A 19,555-nucleotide genomic window follows, 5' to 3' on the forward strand; every position below is an offset into this window, starting at 1 on the left:
CTTGTTCTTTTATCTTTTTAAACCACAAATCATTTCAACTGTTGCTGGATCATAATGTGAAAAGAATGAACTTGTATCTTTATTCATATCAGAAATAAGCTGCATATCTTCATCAGTTAATTCAAAATCAAAGATATCAATATTTTCTAACATTCTTTCTTTTCTCACTGTTTTTGCAAGTGGAATTATTCCTCTTTGAACTAACCATCTTAAAATCACCTGTCCAACTGATTTATTGTATTTTTGACCAATTCCACTTAATGTTTCATTATTAAAAACACCATTCTTTCCTTCAGCAAAAGGTGCCCATGCTTCTAATTGTACACCATATTTTTGATTATATTGAAGTGCTTTTTCTTGCTGGTGAAATGGATTCACTTCTACTTGATTCACTGCTGGAATCACTTCTGTATCTAAACATAAATCAACAAGTCGATCAGGGTAGAAATTAGAAACACCAATAGCTTTGATTTTCCCTTCTTTGTATAAATCAATCAATGCTTTATAGGCACCATGATAATTTTTAAAAGGCTGATGTAATAAAACCAAGTCAAGATAATCTAACTGCATTTTCTTTAAAGAATCTTCTACTGATGCCTTCGCATTTTCATAACCATAATTTGTAATCCATACTTTTGTTGTAATAAATAATTCTTCTCTAGGCACATTTGTTTTTTGAATTGCTTCTCCGACTGCTTCTTCATTACCATAGGATTGAGCTGTATCAATTAAACGATAGCCTGACTCAATTGCATCTAAAACAACTCTTACACATTCATCTTTCTCTTTAATCTGGAAAACTCCAAATCCAACAGCTGGCATCTTGATACCATTATTCAATGTTACATACTCCATTCTCTTATCCTCCTATTAATCATGTATTTTTAATCCCATTAATCTTGTTTCATTGACTGGATCTTCAGGATTGTGTGTTGCTTTTCCAGTATCCAATGCTTCCATAGCTTTCATTTCATCATCTGTTAATTCAAAATCAAAGATTTCAATATTACCTTTCATTCTTTCTGGATTGGTTGATTTAGGTAATGAAATAACACCTTCCTGATAAATCCATCTTAATATAATCTGTCCAGCATTTTTATGATATTTCTTTGTTAAAAATATGATTGTATCATTTTCTAGTAAATCTTTATTCCCATGTCCTAATGGATACCAAGCTTCTAATAAAATATTGTTTTCAGCCATGACTTTTCTTAATTCTTTTTGTTGAGTAAAGGGATTAAATTCTACTTGATTCACAACTGGCATCATCTTCATTCCATCTTTAAACTTATTCCATAAATTCACAGTGATGTTTGAAATACCAATAGATTTAATCTTTCCAGCTATTAATGCTTCTTCTAACGCTTTCCAAGCTCCTAAATAGTCTCCATAAGGCTGATGTAATAAATACAAATCAATATAATCAACATTTAATGCTTTTAAAGAGTTTTCTATTCCTTTCTTCGCATTTTCATAACCATAATCCTGTAACCATAATTTAGATGTAATATAAATGTCTTTTCTATCAATACCACTCTCTTTAATGGCTTTTCCCACATCACTTTCATTCATATAACCAGCCGCTGTATCAATATGACGATAACCAGCTTTTAATGCTGCTAATGTTGCTTCATAAGTTGGTCCATTATTAGGAATTTGAAAAACACCAAATCCTACTGCTGGTATCAATTCTCCATTATTCAGTTGAAATGTTTTCATAATCTGTTCTCCTTTTTTTCTACACTTTTATTTTATCTTTGTCCTTATGAAAAGTACAATAACAATACTGCAATCTGCTATAACAAAAACAGATAGTCAGATTTTCTATCCATAAAATGATATCTTATGGCATACACAAACGAATACTTCATGCTGTTGATTTTGACTATAATTATGCATAAGCTTTGTCAATAAATTGATCTGATAGTCGTATAATTCCAATAAAAGAATGACTTGATTTTCATTATCAAATTCTATTGGATGATAGTTATTGACTTTGAGAATATGAAAGATATCATCCTTTTGTAACGTTTGACAATTGATTAATACTTTTTGCATCATTCACACCTCCTCTCATTCTTTGCTTTTTGAATATTTGAATAGTAACAACCACTCCCACAATCAAAGCCAAGATCATAAATCCAATTCCATCTACATAAAAGATACCTCTTAAACCTTCTGTCCATGATAATTTTTGAATCAGCATACTGCCATAAGGTGCAAAAGCACTTCCCAAATTATAAGCTACCAAGAGTAGTGAAGTTGCTAGTGTAGGATTTTTTAAATGTGAGCTATTCACAATATGCGTTAGAGTTGGCATCATAACCCTAAATCCAAATCCGACCAAAAATCCTCCTAATACACTCATCCAAACTGTATGAGATAAACCAATTATTATCATCGCTATCGCTGTGATGATAAATCCTACTGATAAAATATAATTTTTTAAAATCTTATAGAGTTTTCCAAACAAGAATCCTGAGATCATTGATCCTAAACTCAGCAACATAATGACCATACTTGCATCACTTGCATATCCATACCCTTCTTCTACCATTAAACTAGAAACTTTAATTCCCATTGTCATATTAAGAGTTGCACCTATTACTATTAAAATCATAAAAACAAAAACTTTTGAAAAACGACCATATTGATGAGTGGTATCTTTTTGAACATTGCTTTCAAATTTCTGCAAGATATCTTTTGTTTCTACCTGTGGTATGACCTTTAAAAAGAAGAAAAAGACAGGAATAGCTATAGCATAAGCAAGAAAAGGTGCTTGCCAATTCACATTCATGAATCGACCCGCAATGTATGTAATCATCATACCTCCTAAACCACCTAACGCTTCATGATACCCAATAAGAGTTGTTCTTTCATCACCATCATAGAAATAGCTGATTAATGTAATAAGCAACGAATTAAATAATCCAATACCGAATCCTAAACATGCCCTCGATAGAAGCACGATATAAAAATGATTCACAAACACAGGAACAATTCCTGATACAGCAACAATACCAATCCCCAACATAATTGTCTGCTTATATCCGAACTTTTTCGCAATTATCCCACTTGTCAAAACAGATATCATTAAAAACAATGATGGAACTGTTGTAATCATTTCGACCAATGAAAGTGATATATCAGAAAACGCCTCTTTCATCATTGGAATATTAGCATTGATTGCCGGTGCAATTGTAACCAGCATTGACACTGATAACAATGCCATTTTTAATAATTTATTTTTCATTTGTATTCCTCCTTACATCTACAGTATATAAAAAACAGAGAATTTTGAGAATTCTCTGTTTTTTCATAGGTATGAACCTTTAGGTTATAACTCTCATTGTTCAATAGCATCTATAAACAATTGAACTTCATGACTCGGATGAGGTGAATACATAATACCAAAAGGAATCACATAATCCCACTCAATAGGAATGATTTTTAACATAGGATGGATATTTTTCCATTCTGGCATTGCCAACATGAGCTTACTTTCATTCACACAACGATTAAAGACGTCCATATTAAAAAAGGATATATCTTCTATTTGAATGGCAGAATGGTTTTTAAGCAAATCTGCTCTGATGATATCAAAATCATCAAAATAATGATGCTGTAGTAAAAATATTGTTTCATGATATAAATCTTTCATTGTTAATTTTTCTTTATAAGCTAAAGGGTGATTTCTAGGGACAGCACAACATACTGGAGTATGATAGAGAAGCATAGCAGCACATCTTCTTTCTTCTAATAAATTTGAACTGTAAATACCTGCCACCATATCAATATTCACTCCAAAGTTTTTCATGATTTCTCTTGCATTATCTGGTGTATTTTCAAAAGAAATTAATTCAAATTTTAACTGTGGATATATTTTTTGAACTTTATCCCATAATGAGATGAGATATTCAACAGGTGTTGTAAAAGAAACACCAATTCTTAAAGTTTTTTGGGGATTAAAGTGCTTTGCTCTTGCAATTGCATCTTTAGAATATTGAATGATATACAAGGCATCGTGATAGAGTGACTGACCAGCTGGTGTTAATTGAAGTCCTCTATGTGTCCGTTCAAACAAATGCAAACCTAAGTTTGATTCTAGTAAATTCATTTGTTTCATCACTGCATTGGGTGATACATAAAGTTTCTCTGATGCTTTATTAAAACTACCAGCATCTGCAACTGCAATAAATGTATCTAGTTGTGGATTATACATACTGACATGCTCCTTCCTAAATAAAAACAACTCCATATGAATATTCATCATATGGAGAACTCAAAAATATAATGAAATTACTCAGTTTTGACTCCCTTGATATATGGATTATGATAATATGAATACACAAGCTGTATGCACATAATACACCAGATAGCTGGTTCACAGAATATAACTGCCATATACTGAAATTGAGGAATGAATACAAAAACAAAGATAATCTTTCCAATGAACTCAATTACACTTGATATAAGTGGTAATAATTTTTGTCCAATTCCTTGAAGGGCATAACGTGTTTGCATCAAAATTCCTAACACAGCATAAAATGGTCCCACAATTTGCAAATATAATGTTCCATTATCTAAAACAATAGCTTCACTTGATCCAGAAATGAGTTGTACTAACGAACTACCAAAAAGTCATTCGGTAAAATGTCAAGAAAATAAATAAAATCTTTTTTAGATAAATCAAAAACCATCATCTAAAAAAGAGTACACTAAAAAGAAGTATGAAAAAATTTATGAAATTGACAAATTACTCAATGACTGTGTCATGAGACACAGAAACGTATAATTTACTGTCACGTAGCAAGACATAAATTAAACGAACTAGTTTTCTTGATGTAAGGACGAGTGCTCTACGATGCTTGTGTGTAGAGGCTTCGTTATACTTCTTACGATAAAAAGAAGTCGTATAATCAAAGCCATGCATCACTGACATCTGTGTGGATTGAGTTATGTAATATTTTAAATATTTATTACATGAATTCGCTGAATGTTTTTCATCAGCAATAAAATTGCCCGAGTCATTCTTCTTCCAATGGAAACCGGCATATTTAGCCAATGAAGCATCACTTTTGAAATAGGAAATATCACCAATTTCAGAAAGTATACCTGCTGCAAAGACAGGTCCGATACCTGTTATAGACATCAGAGATTGATATCCGTTAGGATAAAGACCTTTCATTTCCTTCTCAATGGCCTTATCAACCATCTTGATTTGAGATTCAATGCATTGAATCAGGTTGATAGAAGCAGTAATTGAGATAGTTATAGGGTCATATGCAGTTTTATCAAGTCTATAGGAAGAACGAATCGCTTTATCAAAAAGAGAAGCAATTTTACCATAATCATCACATCTGTTTTGAGAAGCAGATTTGAAATATTCAATGATTTCATCCAAAGGTTTTTCAGCCAAATCAAAAGGGGAAGCATAATCAGTTAAAAATTTCGTGTTGGAAGCAGAAAAATTATCACTGAAAGGCAAATCCTTATGAGGAAGGGTCATAAGACCAGAAACCTTTAAATAGATATTGTTGAGAACGTAATTCTTTTCTCTAATAAGCTGCTCAGCTAAATGATAACGTTCACGAGTGAGACGTTTAAGAGCGATATGTTGAGCAGCTTTAAAGGGACGAAGCTTTTTACAGCGACCAACACGAGCAAAATCTGCAATCAAAAAAGCATCACCCAGATCAGTTTTTTCCATTTCAATATAAGACTTCTTATAATTGGCAATGGATTTGGCATTAACAGAATATATGATGACAGAAGTGCCGACAATCGAAAGCTGAGATGAAAGATAAGCACAAATATGATAGTCATATATAGAAGTTGATTCAGTAACGATGATGATGGAATCGAACTTTTCTTTATCAACAAAAGCCAAGACAGATGTAATGAGAAGATCACATCCATCAGGGTTATTTGGAAAAGAGAGATTAAAGAAAACATCCTGATTAAAGTTAACAGCACAGACTTGATTATTTTTGGTTGAAACATCAATACCTACAAAGAGAGTGTTCATGGGATCACCACCTTTCAAAAAAGATAAAACTAGAAACAAAATATTGGAAAGACCTCCGTTCTTTAGACATGATGCGACCTCGCCATAAGAATAGAACAATACAGATCAAAGGCTACGTATCACAAAAGTATTGAACAAACAACATTCGGTAAGCAGAGACATTCTAAAGTTGAGAAACAGACTTTCTATAGAAGATATCATGAAGATACTTCAAGGAGAATTAGAATAAATTCCAATAATAGAGTGACTAGTAACTCTATTATAACTTAGGAAAATCCAATATTGAAATAAACTTGTAAAGATGACTAGTCATCTTTACAAAATATATTATACGAGGAGAATAATCACAGTAACCACAATAGCAGCAATCACATCATAAATATAAGCATATTTCAAAGCTTTTTTAATACGTTCTTTTTGATTTGCACCTTTATTTTGAGAAACAAAAGTAGAAATCCCTAATGCCATTGCAATAAAAGGCATATTAAAGAACATGTATAACTTTCTCGCAGCTGTGTGTCCAGCAATAATTAAATAACCTAAGTTATTGATTCCATATTGTAATATCACTGAACCCGCTGAAACAATACAGCTCATCAATCCCATTGAAAAACCTTGTCCTAATAGTTCTCTATAGAGATCTTTATCCATTTGAAAATGTTTCTTTTCAGGTAATAAAACACGTGTTTTTTTGATGATATAAATGATGCATAAAATAACTGATATTCCTTGTGAAATAACCGTAGCAACTGCTGCTCCTCTAATCCCCATTTGAAATTGAGTAATAAAAAGAATATCTAAACCTACATTTAATACTGATGAAATAATCAAAAATATAAGTGGCATCATACTATTCCCAATAGCTCTTAATAACCCAGCACATAAGTTATAAGCAAACATTACAATAATAAACAAAACAATAAAGAAAATATAACTGTACGCTTCATCAATAATTTCAATTGGTGTATTCAATATATTCAATAATGGTCTTAAAAAAACAAGACCAATAAGCGTTAAAACAACAGAAACAATAATACCTATCACAATCGAACTAGCAACTGATTTCTTTAATAATGTTTCATCTTTCGATCCATAACTTCGTGCAGTCACAATTGATAACCCATTGCCAATTCCTAATGCAAAACCAACCAGTAAATCATAAATTGCTGCACATGAACCAATTGCTGCCAAAGACACATCGCCTAAGTATTGCCCAACGATCATTGTATCAACAGTGTTATATAATTGTTGAAAAATATTAGATATCAATAATGGGATAGCAAAGATAACCAATGATTTAAATATGGGGCCATGAATTAAATCAACATCAAAATTCACAAATTTCTTTTTTTGAATATCCATCATCCATCTATTCCGTTACATTCTTGTTATAGAGTTCTACTAATGTGAAGATCCCATTTTCATATTCAAACTTTAAAATACAGCAATTATAAAATCTTTCTTTTTTAAGAACCTTAGCATACTGTTCAAATGCACGATAAAACTGCGCACATGCAGCTCCATGAGAAACAGCTAAAACAACTTTATGATCATCTTGATTCATAATATCAGTTAATGTTTTCACCATTCTTTCTCTTAATTCCATCTCACTATCACCACCAAATTGTTTAAAGAAATCACCATAAGGTAGTTTTGGATTTAAACATTCATCTTTTCCTTCAAATGCTCCAAAGTTCCATTCCTTTAAACCTTTGACTCTTGTATAAGGCATTTTCCCATCTGTGACAATTTCTAAAGTATCGCAGGCTCTTTCTGAAGTTGATGAATAAGCGTGATCAAAAGTAATCTGATTATCTTTAAAGTATTCACTTGCAATCTTTGCTTGTTTGATACCAAGTTGTGTTAATGGGGCATCACACCATCCTTGAATTTTATGCTGTAAATTAAATAATGTCTGTCCATGTCTCATTAAATATAATGTTTTTTTCATAATTATTATTCTCCTTTACACATCCATTTTACTCAATTATATTAAAAAAGTACAATATTAATATTGAAATCTGCTATAATGAAATAGAATAGTGAAAGGAGAAATATATGATTGAATTTGAACAACTTATCCATCTTATTGCTTTTGATGAATACAAAACATTATCTCGGGCTGCTAAAGAATTACATATCTCTCAACCTGTTTTGACACGTTCTATGCAAAAGCTAGAAGAAACACTAGATTTAACACTATTTGAACGTACAAAAAATAGAATGTATTTAAACGCAACTGGATTACTTGCGGTAGAACTTGCCAAAAGAATTATCAGTGATACAAAAAGCATGAAAACACAGTTAAGAGAATTTAATAGAAAGCAGCATACTATCTCGATAGGAACATGTGCTCCAGCTCCACAAATCTATCTCAATCAAAAAGTATCAAGATTTTATCCTGATAAAACGGTTTCTAATGAAATTAAAGATATCAATATACTCATAGATGGTCTCAAAGATCATACATACACCTTTATTATTATGCCTTATGAAATTGAAGATGATGATATTGAAAGCATTATGTTCATGGAAGAACAGCTTTACTTCTCACTCCCTCATGATCATCATTTGGCACATCAAAAAGCCATTTCCTTAAAAGAAATGGATGGAGAAAAAATGTTATTGATGTCTAATATTGGTTTTTGGAATCAAATGCATAATGAAACAATGCCAAATACCAAATTTCTCATTCAACAAGATCGAAGTGTTTTTTATGATCTCATCGAATTATCATCTTTACCTTCTTTTACATCAGATTTTAGCATGAAATATGATGGTATCCCACCAAATAGAGTTATTATTCCCATTACTGATAAAGAAGCTCATGCAACATTTTACTGTTGTTATTTAAAAGAAAATGAATCTCAATTGAAAGCATTTCTTTATACATTAAATAAGTAGATCTATTTAATGAAAAGTTCATGATGTACAGAAAAGATCACAGTCCATATCAATAGACTATGATCTTTTTTAATAGAATGACTTATAACAAAGTCATATATATTCTTTTTATTCTTCTTTACTTGATTCAAATTGTGACTGATATAAATCAGCATAGAATCCACCCTTAGCAAGCAATGATTCATGATTCCCAAGTTCCACAATATCGCCATCTTTCATGACAATAATTGTACTTGCATCTTTAATGGTAGATAAACGGTGAGCAATAATAAAACTTGTTCTTCCTTCCATTAACTTATCCATACCTTTTTGAATTAAAACTTCTGTTCTTGTGTCAACTGAAGAAGTCGCTTCATCAAGAATTAATATTTTAGGATCAGCTAAGAATGCTCTGGCAATTGTTAATAATTGTTTTTGCCCTTGAGAAATGTTGCTTGATTCCTCATTAATAATTGTTTCATAACCATCTTCTAGTGTATTAATAAAATGATCAGCATAAGCCAGTTCACAAGCTTTTATCATTTCTTCATCAGTTGCATCCAGTTTTCCATATTTTAAGTTTTCTTTAATTGTTCCACCAAATAACCAAGTATCTTGTAAAACCATTCCAAACAAACTTCTTAAATCACTTCTTGAGAAATCTTTAATATCATGACCATCAATCAAAATAGATCCACTATTTAATTCATAGAAACGCATTAATAATTTAACAATCGTTGTTTTTCCTGCACCAGTTGGTCCAACAATTGCAACACTTTGACCAGCATGGACATGCATTGAGAAATCATTAATAATTGTCTTATCAGGATTATAACCAAAGTTGACATTATTGAATGTGACACTTCCATCTATTTTTTGAATATCTTCGTGTTCTACAACTGGTGTTTCTTTAGACAACTCTTCTTCATCTAAAAATTCAAATACACGTTCAGCAGCTGCTGCAGTTGATTGAAGCTGATTCATAATTTGAGCAAGTTGTGTAATTGGTTGATTAAATTGTCTTACATATTGAATAAATGCCTGAATATCTCCAATTGAAATAGATCCTCCTGTTGCCAAGAAGCCCCCTAATAAACACACACCAACATAACCAATGTTTCCAACAAAAGTTGTTAATGGCTGTAATAAACCAGAAAAGAATTGAGATTTCCATGCAGACTCATACAAATCATCATTGTAAACAACAAATTTCTCTACTGATTCTTCTTCACCATTAAATGCCTTCACAACCTGATGAGCACCATACATTTCTTCAATATGACCATTCACATTTCCTAAACTCTCTTGTTGTTTAAAGAAATATTTCTGTGTTCTCTTCATAATGATTCCCATTAAAGCCATTGATACTGGTAATACACATAATGCCATTAAAGTCATTGGAATACTAATCGTTAACATCATAATTAATATACCTATTACAGTAACAACTGAAGTGACAATCTGTGTCATACTTTGATTTAATGACTGGGCAATCAAATCAACATCATTTGTAACACGAGATAATGTATCACCACTTGAATGCTTATCAAAATAACTTAATGGCAAGCGATCCATTTTTTCAGAAATGGCTTTTCTAAAATCATAAGCAACTCTTTGTGAAATACCAGAAGTTAAGAACCCTTGAATATAATTCAGTAATGCACTTAACAAATAAATACAACCTAAGAAAATCAATATCTCTGCAATAGCACCAAAATCAATACCACCAGTATTTGAGATTTTCGAAATAATACCTTCACTTAATTTATCAGTTGCCTTAGCTAAAATCTTTGGTCCAAAGATAGCAAAGACAGTTGATCCAGTCGCAAAAATAATAATAAATATAAATTTAACATAATAAGGTTTTAAGTAAGCAAATAATTTTTTTAGTGTTCCTTTAAAGTCCTTAGCTTTTTCTGTGGCATGTCCACCATGTCCCATTGGTCCTCTAGGCATCTGCTAATTCCTCCTTTGAAAGTTGAGAATAAGCAATCTCTTGATAAACTTGACAATCTTTCATAAGTTCTTCATGAGTTCCTTTTCCAACTATTTTTCCTTTATCCAAAACAATGATCTGATCAGCATCCATAATAGATGCAATTCTTTGACCAACAATTAAAATTGTGTTTTGTGTTTTTTCTGTTAGCTTACTTAATTCTTTTCTTAAAATAGCATCAGTTTTAAAATCTAATGCCGAGAAACTATCATCAAAAATTAATATCTCAGGATTTTTTGCCAAAGCTCTTGCAATAGCTAAACGTTGTTTTTGTCCTCCTGAAACATTTGTTCCACCTTGTGAAATCTCTTCACTTAAACCTTTTGGTTTATCATCAACAAACTCGCTCGCCTGGGCAATACGAATAACTTCATTTAAATCTTCATCACTTGCATCACGTGCACCATATTGAAGATTAGAGCGAATTGTACCTGAGAAAAGAACACCTTTTTGTGGAACAACACCAATTAATTCTCGTAAATCATGTTGTTTCACTTTTCTAACATCAACTCCATCAACGAGAATTTCACCTTCTGTAACATCATAGAAACGAGGAATCAAATTAATTAATGTTGATTTTCCTGATCCTGTTGAACCAATAAAAGCAGTTGTTTGACCAGGTTTAGCTGTAAAGTTAATATCACTTAAAACAGCTTCATGGGCACCAGGGTATTGGAAAGTTACATTTTTGAATTCCACTAAACCTTTTTTGCTTGCATAGAAATCTTCTGCAACATCAGGATCTTTAATTTTTAATTCTGTTGATAAAACATCATAAACTCTACCTGCTGCAACACTGGCACGTGGAATCATGATGAAAATCATTGCAATAAATAAGAATGACATAATGATATTCATTGTATATTGAATAAAAGCCATCATTTCACCAATTGCAATATTTCCTAAATCCATTTGCTTTGCTCCAACCCAAACAACAAGAACAGCTGCAATATTCATAATAAACATCATAATTGGCATTAAGGTTGCCATAGCACGATTCACAAATAAATTAACTTTTGTTAAATCATCATTTGCACCATCAAAACGTTCCTCACTATGTTTTTCATTACCAAATGCTCGAATAACAAGAACTCCTGTTAAATTCTCTCTCATTGTTAAGTTCAATCTATCAATTAAGGATTGAATAACTTTGAATTTAGGCATAACCACTTTGATTAAGATGAATAAGACAACACTAATCACAATCAAAATCATAAAGATAATCCATGTCATTGATGTTGAATGTGTTAAAGCTTTGTATAAAGCTCCAATTCCCATCATAGGTGCAAATAATACAATTCTAAGTAACATAATCACGAGCATTTGAACTTGCGTTATATCATTTGTTGTACGCGTAATTAATGAAGCTGTTGAAAACTTATTAAATTCTGTATTTGAAAAACTCTCTACTTTCTTGAAAACAGCCTTCCTTAAATCTCTAGCAACACCGGCCCCAACACGAGATGATAGGAATGCTGAACTCATCGCTGCAATAGAACCAATTAAGGCAATACCTAACATAATTAAACCAGATTTAAGTATATAATCTGATTGAATTTTATCGACATCAGCGCCCAATCCAATATACTCTGTTTTCACACCATTACCAGCAGCAATTAACATTGTTGTTTCACCCATGGCATCCATTTGTTCATCAATACTTTTTGTCATTTCTTTTTTTGCTTCTTCATCCATCATTGAAAAGACTTTATAAAGATCAGTACCTGCTGGTAAATTACCAAATCTTTCTTTGTATTCATCAGAATTTGGATCCATTGAATCAATAGAAGATACCATTAACATTGGTTTCACTAAAGCACTTTCTAATTGTTCATTTTGTTCTTTAGAAAGATCTTTTAATAAATAGGCATCTTTCAATTTTGGAAATGTTTCTTTGATATCATCATCTAAATCATTATAACTTGTGAATGTATAACTAGATTTAATGACTTCTTGTTGAGCATCATCAGCAAAAATCAAAAGATGTTGTAATGTTTCATCACTTAAAACATCAGCAACTGGGCTATCAAATCCACCTGCTTGAATTCCATTTGTAACTATCTTGCTCATATAATCAGGCAACGCTAACTCTGATTGAGATTGAATAAAGACAAACCCAATACAAAGAATAATTGGTAACCAAAATTTATAAGCAAATTTTCGCAACTTGATCATTCAATTTCCTCCTTTATATTTTTTTGAATTTTATGAATAACTTTTAATACAGATTCATATTCCTCATTTGTAATACCTTTACAAATAACCTCTTGATAATGATGAATTGCATTCTCCATATCATTCATAAGTTTTTCCCCTTTTTTTGATAAAACAATAGAATAAACTCTCTTATCATTTCTATCAACTTCTCTTTCAACCAACCCCGAATCAACCAAACGTTTTATTCTTACTGAAAGAGTCGCCTCTGTAATATGAAGATGTTTTGCAATTTCTTTTTGATTCATCTTTTCATTTCTAATAAGATATAATAACTTCCCTTGTTCTGGAGTAATATCCTGACAATGTCCAGACATCATTTTGTTATGCAATTTATGGACCATTCGTAATTCTTCCATAATTATACTCAGTTTTTCATATTTCATGCTTCTTCACCCCTTATTACTTAGCGCACTAACTATTATAGTTAGTCGACTAAGTAATGTCAATACAAATATAAAAAAGAAACTTCTTTTTATGAAATTTCTTCTTTAACCATATATTTTTCTAATAATCTAACAACTTCCTCAATGAGCTCATCACAAGTTTGTCGATTAACTTTTTTATCAGTTTCTCTTAACCCTAAAAGTTCACCACAAATGACTGAACCATGACTTTCTTCAAATTCTTTGCATAGTGAAGCAACTTTCTTATTAACAAATTGTTTTTGTTTCACATCCGCAGCTTCTTTTCCAAACTTTTGACCTAAGACCATGGCTCCACCTGTCAATGTGCCACAGATTTCACGGGTCATTCCTAACCCACCACCAAAACCATAAGCAGTTTTCATGGCATCTTCTTTTGAAATATCTAATAAATCTAAATAGGCTGCAAAAACAGCTTGAGCACAATTATATCCTTCATGATGTGTTTCATAAGCAACTCTGACTCTTTCTTCTATATTCATTCTTACTCCCTTATTTGTCCTTGTCCATAAATTCGATATTGAAATGATGTCATTTCTAAAAGTGCAAGTGGACCTCTTGCATGCAATTTTTGTGTACTGATACCGAGTTCTGCACCAAAACCAAATTCTCCACCGTCACTAAAACGAGTTGATGCATTATGATAAACACAGGCTGAGTCCAAAGAGTTTAAGAAAAGTGTCGCTGCTTCTTGATTCTCAGTCACAATACATTCAGAATGCTTTGTTGAATATTTATAAATATGATCAATGACCTCATCAATGGAATCAACAATTTTCACTGCTACAATATAATCATCATATTCAGTAGCATAATCTTCCTGTGTTGCTTTTTGACATGAAATCATACCACATACACGCTCATCACCACGAATCTCTACCTTTCCATCAAAAGCCTTTACCATTGCTACAAGATACTCTTTAGCAATATCTTTATGAACTAGAATTGTTTCAATGGCATTACAGACTGATGGTCTTTGTATTTTAGCATTCACTGAAATAGCAATAGCTTTGTGCATATTAGCATCTTTATCAATATACAAATGACAATTCCCTGCACCTGTTTCTATGACAGGAACTGTTGCGTTATGGATGACATGCTCTATCAGTCCTTTACCTCCTCTTGGCACCACAACATCTACATACTCATTGGCAGTAATTAATTGTGAAACCATTGAACGATCAGTATTTTCAATAAGAGTAATCGTTCCTACTGGAAGAATATGACGTGTTGCTTCTTGCATAATACGTGTTAATATTTGATTAGAACATAATGCTTCCTTGCCGCCTTTTAAAACACAGACATTACCAGATTTAATGCATAAACATGCAATATCCACTGTGACATTTGGTCTTGATTCATAAATAATACCAAAAACACCTATTGGCACTCTCACCTGTTTAATAAGCAAGCCATTAGGTCGATGAATCTCTCGAATAACTTGACCAACTGGGTCACTTAATGTTGTTAATTTTAAAACATCTTCAGCAATGTTTTCAATTCTCTGCTGTGTTAACAAAAGACGATCAACCATAGCAGATGACATCCCATTTGCTTTAGCATTATCAATATCAATCTGATTTGCTGCAATAATTTCATCAACATGCTTTTTTAATGCATATGAAATTGATGTTAAAGCTTGATTTTTTTGTTCAGTACTTATCTTTAACATTGTACGGCTTGCCTTTTTAGCAAGTTCCAACTGGATCTGTAAAACACTATCCATAGCAATCCCCTCCTATAATAACCATATTATTTGCATGAACAACAACATCATAATCTTTATAATGTAATATAGATTCAATTTCACAACTTTGATGACCCATAATCAATTTAATTTCTTCACTTGAATAATTGCTTATACCCTTAGCAATCTTTTCACCACGAACATTCATAATATCTACAACCTGCCCCCTCATAAAATGCTCTTGCACATTGACAATTCCCTTCGGCAACAAACTTTTACGATGAACCTGCAAAGCTTCAGCAGCACCTTCATCAACAACTATGCATCCTTTTGAACTTGTTCGATAAGTAAGCCAATGAACTTTGGCATTCATATTCACACCACTTTTCCCATTAAACCAAGTTCCACTTTCATGTTCATCAAAAATATGCAAAATACTATTTTCCTGTTGACCATTAACAATCACCAGATGACTCCCATAATCATTCACAATCTTAGCTGCTCTGATCTTTGTTGCCATGCCACCAGTTCCTAATCCCGAAGATGTATCACCTGCCATATGACGTATATCATCATCAACATAATCTACAAATTTAATCAGTTGTGCATCTTTATCAACATGTGGATTCGCTGTATAAAGACCATCAATATCACTAACAAGGATTAACATATCGGCTTCTACAACAGGAACAATTAAAGCGGCTAGTGTATCATTATCACCAACTTTAATTTCATCAACTGCCAATGCATCATTTTCATTCACAATCGGAATCACACCATAGTGCATCAAAGAATGCATTGTATTGGTAAGATTAATCAATCTTTTTCGATCATCAAAATCACCATGATTTAATAGAACCTGTGCACATTCAATATCAAACAATTGAAATATTTCTTCATAGATTTGCATTAATTTTGCTTGTCCAATAGCTGCTAAAGCTTGCTTCTCTGGTATCGTTTGTGGTTTTTCCTTCAATCCTAAAGCCCCCATACCAGCAGCAATTGCTCCTGAAGAAACTAAAACAATAGAATAATCTAATTCTATCAATTTTGATATTTGTAAAATTAAATATAAAATCTTTTCTTTTTCAATTTGTCCTTTCTGATTACAAAGTGAAGAAGAACCAACTTTAATAACAATCTTCTTAATTCCCTGTAAATCTCTCATCATAATCCCCTCTTATCTCTTTATAAAATAAATATTTAGCAATCTCAAATCTTCCTTTAAATACCCCAATATAGAAAAACAAAGATGTAACCATACAAAATAACATTAATATTTCATTTATTGTCCCCACAAACAATAAAACAAGACCTGTCACACTCCAATACAATGCATGCCTCAATATATAACCAATATAAAGCTGAATAAATTTAAACATATTTCCTTTCATCAATTGAATTGAATATTGAATACATTCACTCCAAGAAAATTCTTCTAGTTCCATAACATATGGTACAGGCATAAATAAGCCTGTCAAACCTAAATAAACAAGAAGACACACAATAAAATTAAGAACTATAAATGCATTCTCTGCAATCAAAGCAATTTCTTGAAAATCAGGAACAAAAAACTCTGTTTGAATAAAAGCATTTCCTAAAGAAGAAAACCATTCTATTGATAGTTCTGGAATGAAGTGATGAAATGAAAATATTGTTGGTAAAGCCACAACTACTGTCAGAAATAAAATAATAGCTTTTCTCATCAAGTAAGCAGGAGCAACACGTGGGAATTCCATAATTCCAACCATTGATTGATGATAATCAATACGTGCATGATCTTCATCTGTTAGTTTCATGACACACTTTACATAACCATGAGCAATTGGTGATAAAAAGAGTGAAACAAAAAAGGAGAATAACCCGCTTTGCAAGTATTGTGCGAGTAATCCAACATAACCAACATAGAAAAACTCTGGTATAATCTGTTGACGATATTTTAAATATATATGATTTGCCTGTTGCTTTATTCCCCTTATATTCATACTATGTCCTCTCTTGTTTTACTATTATACACAACTTCATCATAAAAGTAAAAGAAAAGCCACAAACTCTAAAATTCGTGACTTTCATCCATTATTTTACTTTATCTAAAGAATATAAGATATTTCCTTCTTTACCATCTCTTCTACCTTGACCATTAGTTTTAGTTTCATGACAAGCATACAATTGTATACCATGAAATAATATTGGAAAATGAGCATCTTGTCTGGTTAAAATCAAATCACAACATTCAATAACATTATCTAACAATTCTTTATGAGATGTAAATGTTCCGTGATTTCGATATATAATATCATAATCATTTTCATATTCCTTCAAACAAATTAAACTTTTTTGATAATCTAAAACAGATGATGAAAATTCATCAAATAAGAGAACACCAACCCCACATGCATCTCCAAAAATAATAGTGCGTTCTTCTTTAATAAGTGGACACATCATTCCTGGTGTATGTCCCTTCACTAATATCATCTGAATAGTTATACCACCTAAATCAAAACAATCATTATCTTGAATATCTTGTATATCTCCTTGATATGTAGGTATAAATATCTCTGCATCTATCTGCATAGGAGAATGAGCATTTGTATCTTCAATTCGGAACTGCATATCACCATGTTTATGAAATACTGGCATATCATCATGATTCATATACACTTCATCAAACAAACCAGCTCCACCCATGTGATCAAGATGCCCATGAGTTAAAATAACAATAATTGGGAGGTCTGTCATCTGCTCCACATACGTTTTAATATTTCCTATCCCATTACAAGTGTCTAATAAACATGCCCTGTCATCTCCAATCACCAAATAACAACAAACACCTGTTATATCTATAATTCGATAAATACGTTCACTTAATTTTTCGTGTTTAAAATATACCATATATCACCCTACACTAAACTTTCATCTAATTTCATAAACCACATCACTACAAACCCAATAACAACAGAAACAACCATTGATATTCCTAATAAAATATAATTTGAATTTGGTCCACCTAAAAATGCTGGTAAAATATATAATCCATTTGATGGGCTTAAAACATATGCTTTTAAACCTAATAATCCTGTCACAACACCTGCTATAAAACCTGATATAATTCCTGCATATAACGGTGTTTTATAAGGAATATTCAAGCCATATAACATAGGTTCACCAACCCCACCAAACAACCATGTAATAAAGTAACCTAAAGTCAATTGTTTTTTCTTTTTATCTTTAAACTTAATAACACAAGCCAACGTCACTCCTGCTCCAGCATAACTACAAGCAAAAATAGCAGGTATAATAAAAGCATCATATCCAACCATTGGGAATGTCATAAATAAGAAAGCCATCAAAACAGTATGCATTCCTGTTAAAACCAATAGTCCAAAAGTAGCACCAACGACTCCTACTGCCAATGGCCCAGCAACATCATACAAACAAATAATACCTTGACAAATATATTGTCCTGCAAATGATCCCAAAGGACCAAACAAACATAATTCTAATGGTAACATAATCAACAATGTTCCTAAGGGAATTCCAAAAACTTTTAGTACATCTGGTGTATACTTCTTAAAGAAACGTTCTACATAAGAAGCAACCCAAATTGTAAGTATGATTGGAATGATTGATGATGTATAATTTTGTGCTACAGCAGGTATGCCGTAAACATCGAATTTCGTTCCATCAGCTGCTAATTGAATTAAAGTTGGATGAATAAGAATAGCTCCTAAAAACATCCCCATTAACTCATTAAATCCAAATTTTTTAGATGCTGTATAACCTACATAAATAGGTATAAAATACAATCCTGCATCACCTACAAACTGAAAAAGAACATACAAACTATCTTTTTCAGTGAAAACGCCTAACAATTGAGGACCCAATACAGCTACGATTGCTTTACAAATTCCCATACATAATAAAATGGGAATTAATGGTGTCATACATCCAGCTAAAGCACCCATAATGTTATTTATATAAGACTTGATATCTTTTTTAATAGGTTCTTTAATTTTACAGTGTTCTTCTTGTAGCTTATCTTGATTTGGTAATAATTGCATGACTTCATCGTATAAATTTGTCACTTGTGGTCCAATAATCAATTGAAATTGTCCACCTTTATAAACAACACCCATAATTTCATTCATTGCCTTTAATTCATCTTGATTTGCTTTTTCAATATCATTTAAGCTAAATCTTAATCTTGTCATACAGTGAGTCACTGATTTGACATTTTCCTTGCCACCAACTTTTTCTAAAATTGTTGATGCTAAAACTTGATTCGTCATTTTTTTATCCTCCACTTTAATTAGATATATTAA

The 19,555-nt window shown here is 31.8% G+C and carries 19 protein-coding genes; 1 reads left to right on the forward strand and 18 read right to left on the reverse strand.

The window, feature by feature from the left end; all coding sequences use genetic code 11:
- Window positions 1–9 precede the first annotated feature (9 nt).
- The 9 genes from GQF29_RS02955 to GQF29_RS02995 all read right to left on the reverse strand — a co-directional run bounded on the left by GQF29_RS02955 (window position 10) and on the right by GQF29_RS02995 (window position 7,979).
- Complete coding sequence (locus GQF29_RS02955; protein WP_054325557.1) at window positions 10–855, reverse strand: aldo/keto reductase; 846 nt, start codon at window positions 853–855, stop codon at window positions 10–12.
- Window positions 856–870: 15 nt separating this feature from the next.
- A complete protein-coding gene (locus GQF29_RS02960) occupies window positions 871–1,719 on the reverse strand; it encodes an aldo/keto reductase (RefSeq protein WP_008788273.1) in 849 nt (282 codons plus the stop codon).
- A gap of 105 nt (window positions 1,720–1,824) precedes the next feature.
- Entirely contained in the window at window positions 1,825–2,058 is a 234-nt protein-coding gene (locus tag GQF29_RS02965; protein WP_008788272.1) for a hypothetical protein, read from the reverse strand.
- A complete protein-coding gene (locus GQF29_RS02970; protein WP_008788271.1) occupies window positions 2,015–3,253 on the reverse strand; it encodes an MFS transporter in 1,239 nt (412 codons plus the stop codon). Before GQF29_RS02970 ends, GQF29_RS02965 begins: the two co-directional genes overlap by 44 nt.
- Window positions 3,254–3,346: 93 nt before the next feature.
- On the reverse strand, window positions 3,347–4,222 hold the full coding sequence (locus GQF29_RS02975) for a LysR family transcriptional regulator (protein WP_008788270.1): 876 nt from the start codon (window positions 4,220–4,222) through the stop codon (window positions 3,347–3,349).
- Between the two features lie 77 nt (window positions 4,223–4,299).
- Window positions 4,300–4,557 (reverse strand): damage-inducible protein, encoded by a 258-nt coding sequence (locus GQF29_RS02980; protein WP_237713665.1) that lies wholly within the window; start codon window positions 4,555–4,557, stop codon window positions 4,300–4,302.
- A 199-nt stretch (window positions 4,558–4,756) separates the two neighbouring features.
- On the reverse strand, window positions 4,757–6,028 hold the full coding sequence (locus tag GQF29_RS02985) for an IS110 family RNA-guided transposase (RefSeq protein ID WP_008790900.1): 1,272 nt from the start codon (window positions 6,026–6,028) through the stop codon (window positions 4,757–4,759).
- Window positions 6,029–6,355: 327 nt separating this feature from the next.
- A complete protein-coding gene (locus GQF29_RS02990; protein ID WP_017144151.1) occupies window positions 6,356–7,390 on the reverse strand; it encodes an MATE family efflux transporter in 1,035 nt (344 codons plus the stop codon).
- 7 nt (window positions 7,391–7,397) lie between these two features.
- Window positions 7,398–7,979 carry a histidine phosphatase family protein gene (locus GQF29_RS02995; protein WP_008788266.1) on the reverse strand — a complete coding sequence of 194 codons (582 nt, stop codon included), beginning with the start codon at window positions 7,977–7,979 and terminating at the stop codon, window positions 7,398–7,400.
- Between the two features lie 107 nt (window positions 7,980–8,086).
- On the opposite strand from GQF29_RS02995, the gene GQF29_RS03000 reads away from it, so the two are divergent.
- Window positions 8,087–8,932, forward strand: a complete 846-nt coding sequence (locus GQF29_RS03000) for a LysR family transcriptional regulator (RefSeq protein ID WP_008788265.1) — start codon at window positions 8,087–8,089, stop codon at window positions 8,930–8,932.
- A gap of 108 nt (window positions 8,933–9,040) precedes the next feature.
- Here GQF29_RS03000 and GQF29_RS03005 read toward each other — a convergent pair whose 3' ends face one another.
- From GQF29_RS03005 to GQF29_RS03045, 9 genes are all read right to left on the reverse strand, one after another.
- Window positions 9,041–10,867 (reverse strand): ABC transporter ATP-binding protein, encoded by a 1,827-nt coding sequence (locus tag GQF29_RS03005; protein WP_008788264.1) that lies wholly within the window; start codon window positions 10,865–10,867, stop codon window positions 9,041–9,043.
- A complete protein-coding gene (locus GQF29_RS03010) occupies window positions 10,860–13,082 on the reverse strand; it encodes an ABC transporter ATP-binding protein (protein WP_008788263.1) in 2,223 nt (740 codons plus the stop codon). Before GQF29_RS03010 ends, GQF29_RS03005 begins: the two co-directional genes overlap by 8 nt.
- Window positions 13,079–13,507: a MarR family winged helix-turn-helix transcriptional regulator gene (locus GQF29_RS03015; protein WP_008788262.1), complete on the reverse strand. Its 429-nt coding sequence runs from the start codon at window positions 13,505–13,507 to the stop codon at window positions 13,079–13,081. Before GQF29_RS03015 ends, GQF29_RS03010 begins: the two co-directional genes overlap by 4 nt.
- Window positions 13,508–13,596: 89 nt before the next feature.
- Entirely contained in the window at window positions 13,597–14,028 is a 432-nt protein-coding gene (locus tag GQF29_RS03020; RefSeq protein ID WP_008788261.1) for a C-GCAxxG-C-C family protein, read from the reverse strand.
- Between the two features lie 2 nt (window positions 14,029–14,030).
- A complete protein-coding gene (locus tag GQF29_RS03025) occupies window positions 14,031–15,272 on the reverse strand; it encodes a glutamate-5-semialdehyde dehydrogenase (protein ID WP_008788260.1) in 1,242 nt (413 codons plus the stop codon).
- On the reverse strand, window positions 15,265–16,404 hold the full coding sequence (gene proB, locus GQF29_RS03030) for a glutamate 5-kinase (protein WP_236916375.1): 1,140 nt from the start codon (window positions 16,402–16,404) through the stop codon (window positions 15,265–15,267). Before proB ends, GQF29_RS03025 begins: the two co-directional genes overlap by 8 nt.
- On the reverse strand, window positions 16,379–17,218 hold the full coding sequence (locus tag GQF29_RS03035) for a hypothetical protein (RefSeq protein ID WP_008788258.1): 840 nt from the start codon (window positions 17,216–17,218) through the stop codon (window positions 16,379–16,381). The genes proB and GQF29_RS03035 overlap by 26 nt, the downstream gene beginning before the upstream one ends.
- 91 nt (window positions 17,219–17,309) lie before the next feature.
- Complete coding sequence (locus tag GQF29_RS03040) at window positions 17,310–18,125, reverse strand: MBL fold metallo-hydrolase (protein ID WP_008788257.1); 816 nt, start codon at window positions 18,123–18,125, stop codon at window positions 17,310–17,312.
- Between the two features lie 8 nt (window positions 18,126–18,133).
- A complete protein-coding gene (locus tag GQF29_RS03045; protein WP_008788256.1) occupies window positions 18,134–19,522 on the reverse strand; it encodes a PTS transporter subunit EIIC in 1,389 nt (462 codons plus the stop codon).
- Window positions 19,523–19,555: the final 33 nt, after the last annotated feature.

This window comes from Coprobacillus cateniformis, assembly GCF_009767585.1.
In the GTDB taxonomy this organism is placed as follows: Bacteria; Bacillota_I; Bacilli_A; order Erysipelotrichales; family Coprobacillaceae; genus Coprobacillus; species Coprobacillus cateniformis.

Coding starts and splice junctions, on each gene's coding strand:
- GQF29_RS02955 (WP_054325557.1), bottom strand. CDS start 855: ATGGAGTATGTAACATTGAATAATGGTATCAAGATGCCAGCTGTTGGA.
- GQF29_RS02960 (WP_008788273.1), bottom strand. CDS start 1,719: ATGAAAACATTTCAACTGAATAATGGAGAATTGATACCAGCAGTAGGA.
- GQF29_RS02965 (WP_008788272.1), bottom strand. CDS start 2,058: ATGCAAAAAGTATTAATCAATTGTCAAACGTTACAAAAGGATGATATC.
- GQF29_RS02970 (WP_008788271.1), bottom strand. CDS start 3,253: ATGAAAAATAAATTATTAAAAATGGCATTGTTATCAGTGTCAATGCTG.
- GQF29_RS02975 (WP_008788270.1), bottom strand. CDS start 4,222: ATGTATAATCCACAACTAGATACATTTATTGCAGTTGCAGATGCTGGT.
- GQF29_RS02985 (WP_008790900.1), bottom strand. CDS start 6,028: ATGAACACTCTCTTTGTAGGTATTGATGTTTCAACCAAAAATAATCAA.
- GQF29_RS02990 (WP_017144151.1), bottom strand. CDS start 7,390: ATGGATATTCAAAAAAAGAAATTTGTGAATTTTGATGTTGATTTAATT.
- GQF29_RS02995 (WP_008788266.1), bottom strand. CDS start 7,979: ATGAAAAAAACATTATATTTAATGAGACATGGACAGACATTATTTAAT.
- GQF29_RS03000 (WP_008788265.1), top strand. CDS start 8,087: ATGATTGAATTTGAACAACTTATCCATCTTATTGCTTTTGATGAATAC.
- GQF29_RS03005 (WP_008788264.1), bottom strand. CDS start 10,867: ATGCCTAGAGGACCAATGGGACATGGTGGACATGCCACAGAAAAAGCT.
- GQF29_RS03010 (WP_008788263.1), bottom strand. CDS start 13,082: ATGATCAAGTTGCGAAAATTTGCTTATAAATTTTGGTTACCAATTATT.
- GQF29_RS03015 (WP_008788262.1), bottom strand. CDS start 13,507: ATGAAATATGAAAAACTGAGTATAATTATGGAAGAATTACGAATGGTC.
- GQF29_RS03020 (WP_008788261.1), bottom strand. CDS start 14,028: ATGAATATAGAAGAAAGAGTCAGAGTTGCTTATGAAACACATCATGAA.
- GQF29_RS03025 (WP_008788260.1), bottom strand. CDS start 15,272: ATGGATAGTGTTTTACAGATCCAGTTGGAACTTGCTAAAAAGGCAAGC.
- proB (WP_236916375.1), bottom strand. CDS start 16,404: ATGATGAGAGATTTACAGGGAATTAAGAAGATTGTTATTAAAGTTGGT.
- GQF29_RS03035 (WP_008788258.1), bottom strand. CDS start 17,218: ATGAATATAAGGGGAATAAAGCAACAGGCAAATCATATATATTTAAAA.
- GQF29_RS03040 (WP_008788257.1), bottom strand. CDS start 18,125: ATGGTATATTTTAAACACGAAAAATTAAGTGAACGTATTTATCGAATT.
- GQF29_RS03045 (WP_008788256.1), bottom strand. CDS start 19,522: ATGACGAATCAAGTTTTAGCATCAACAATTTTAGAAAAAGTTGGTGGC.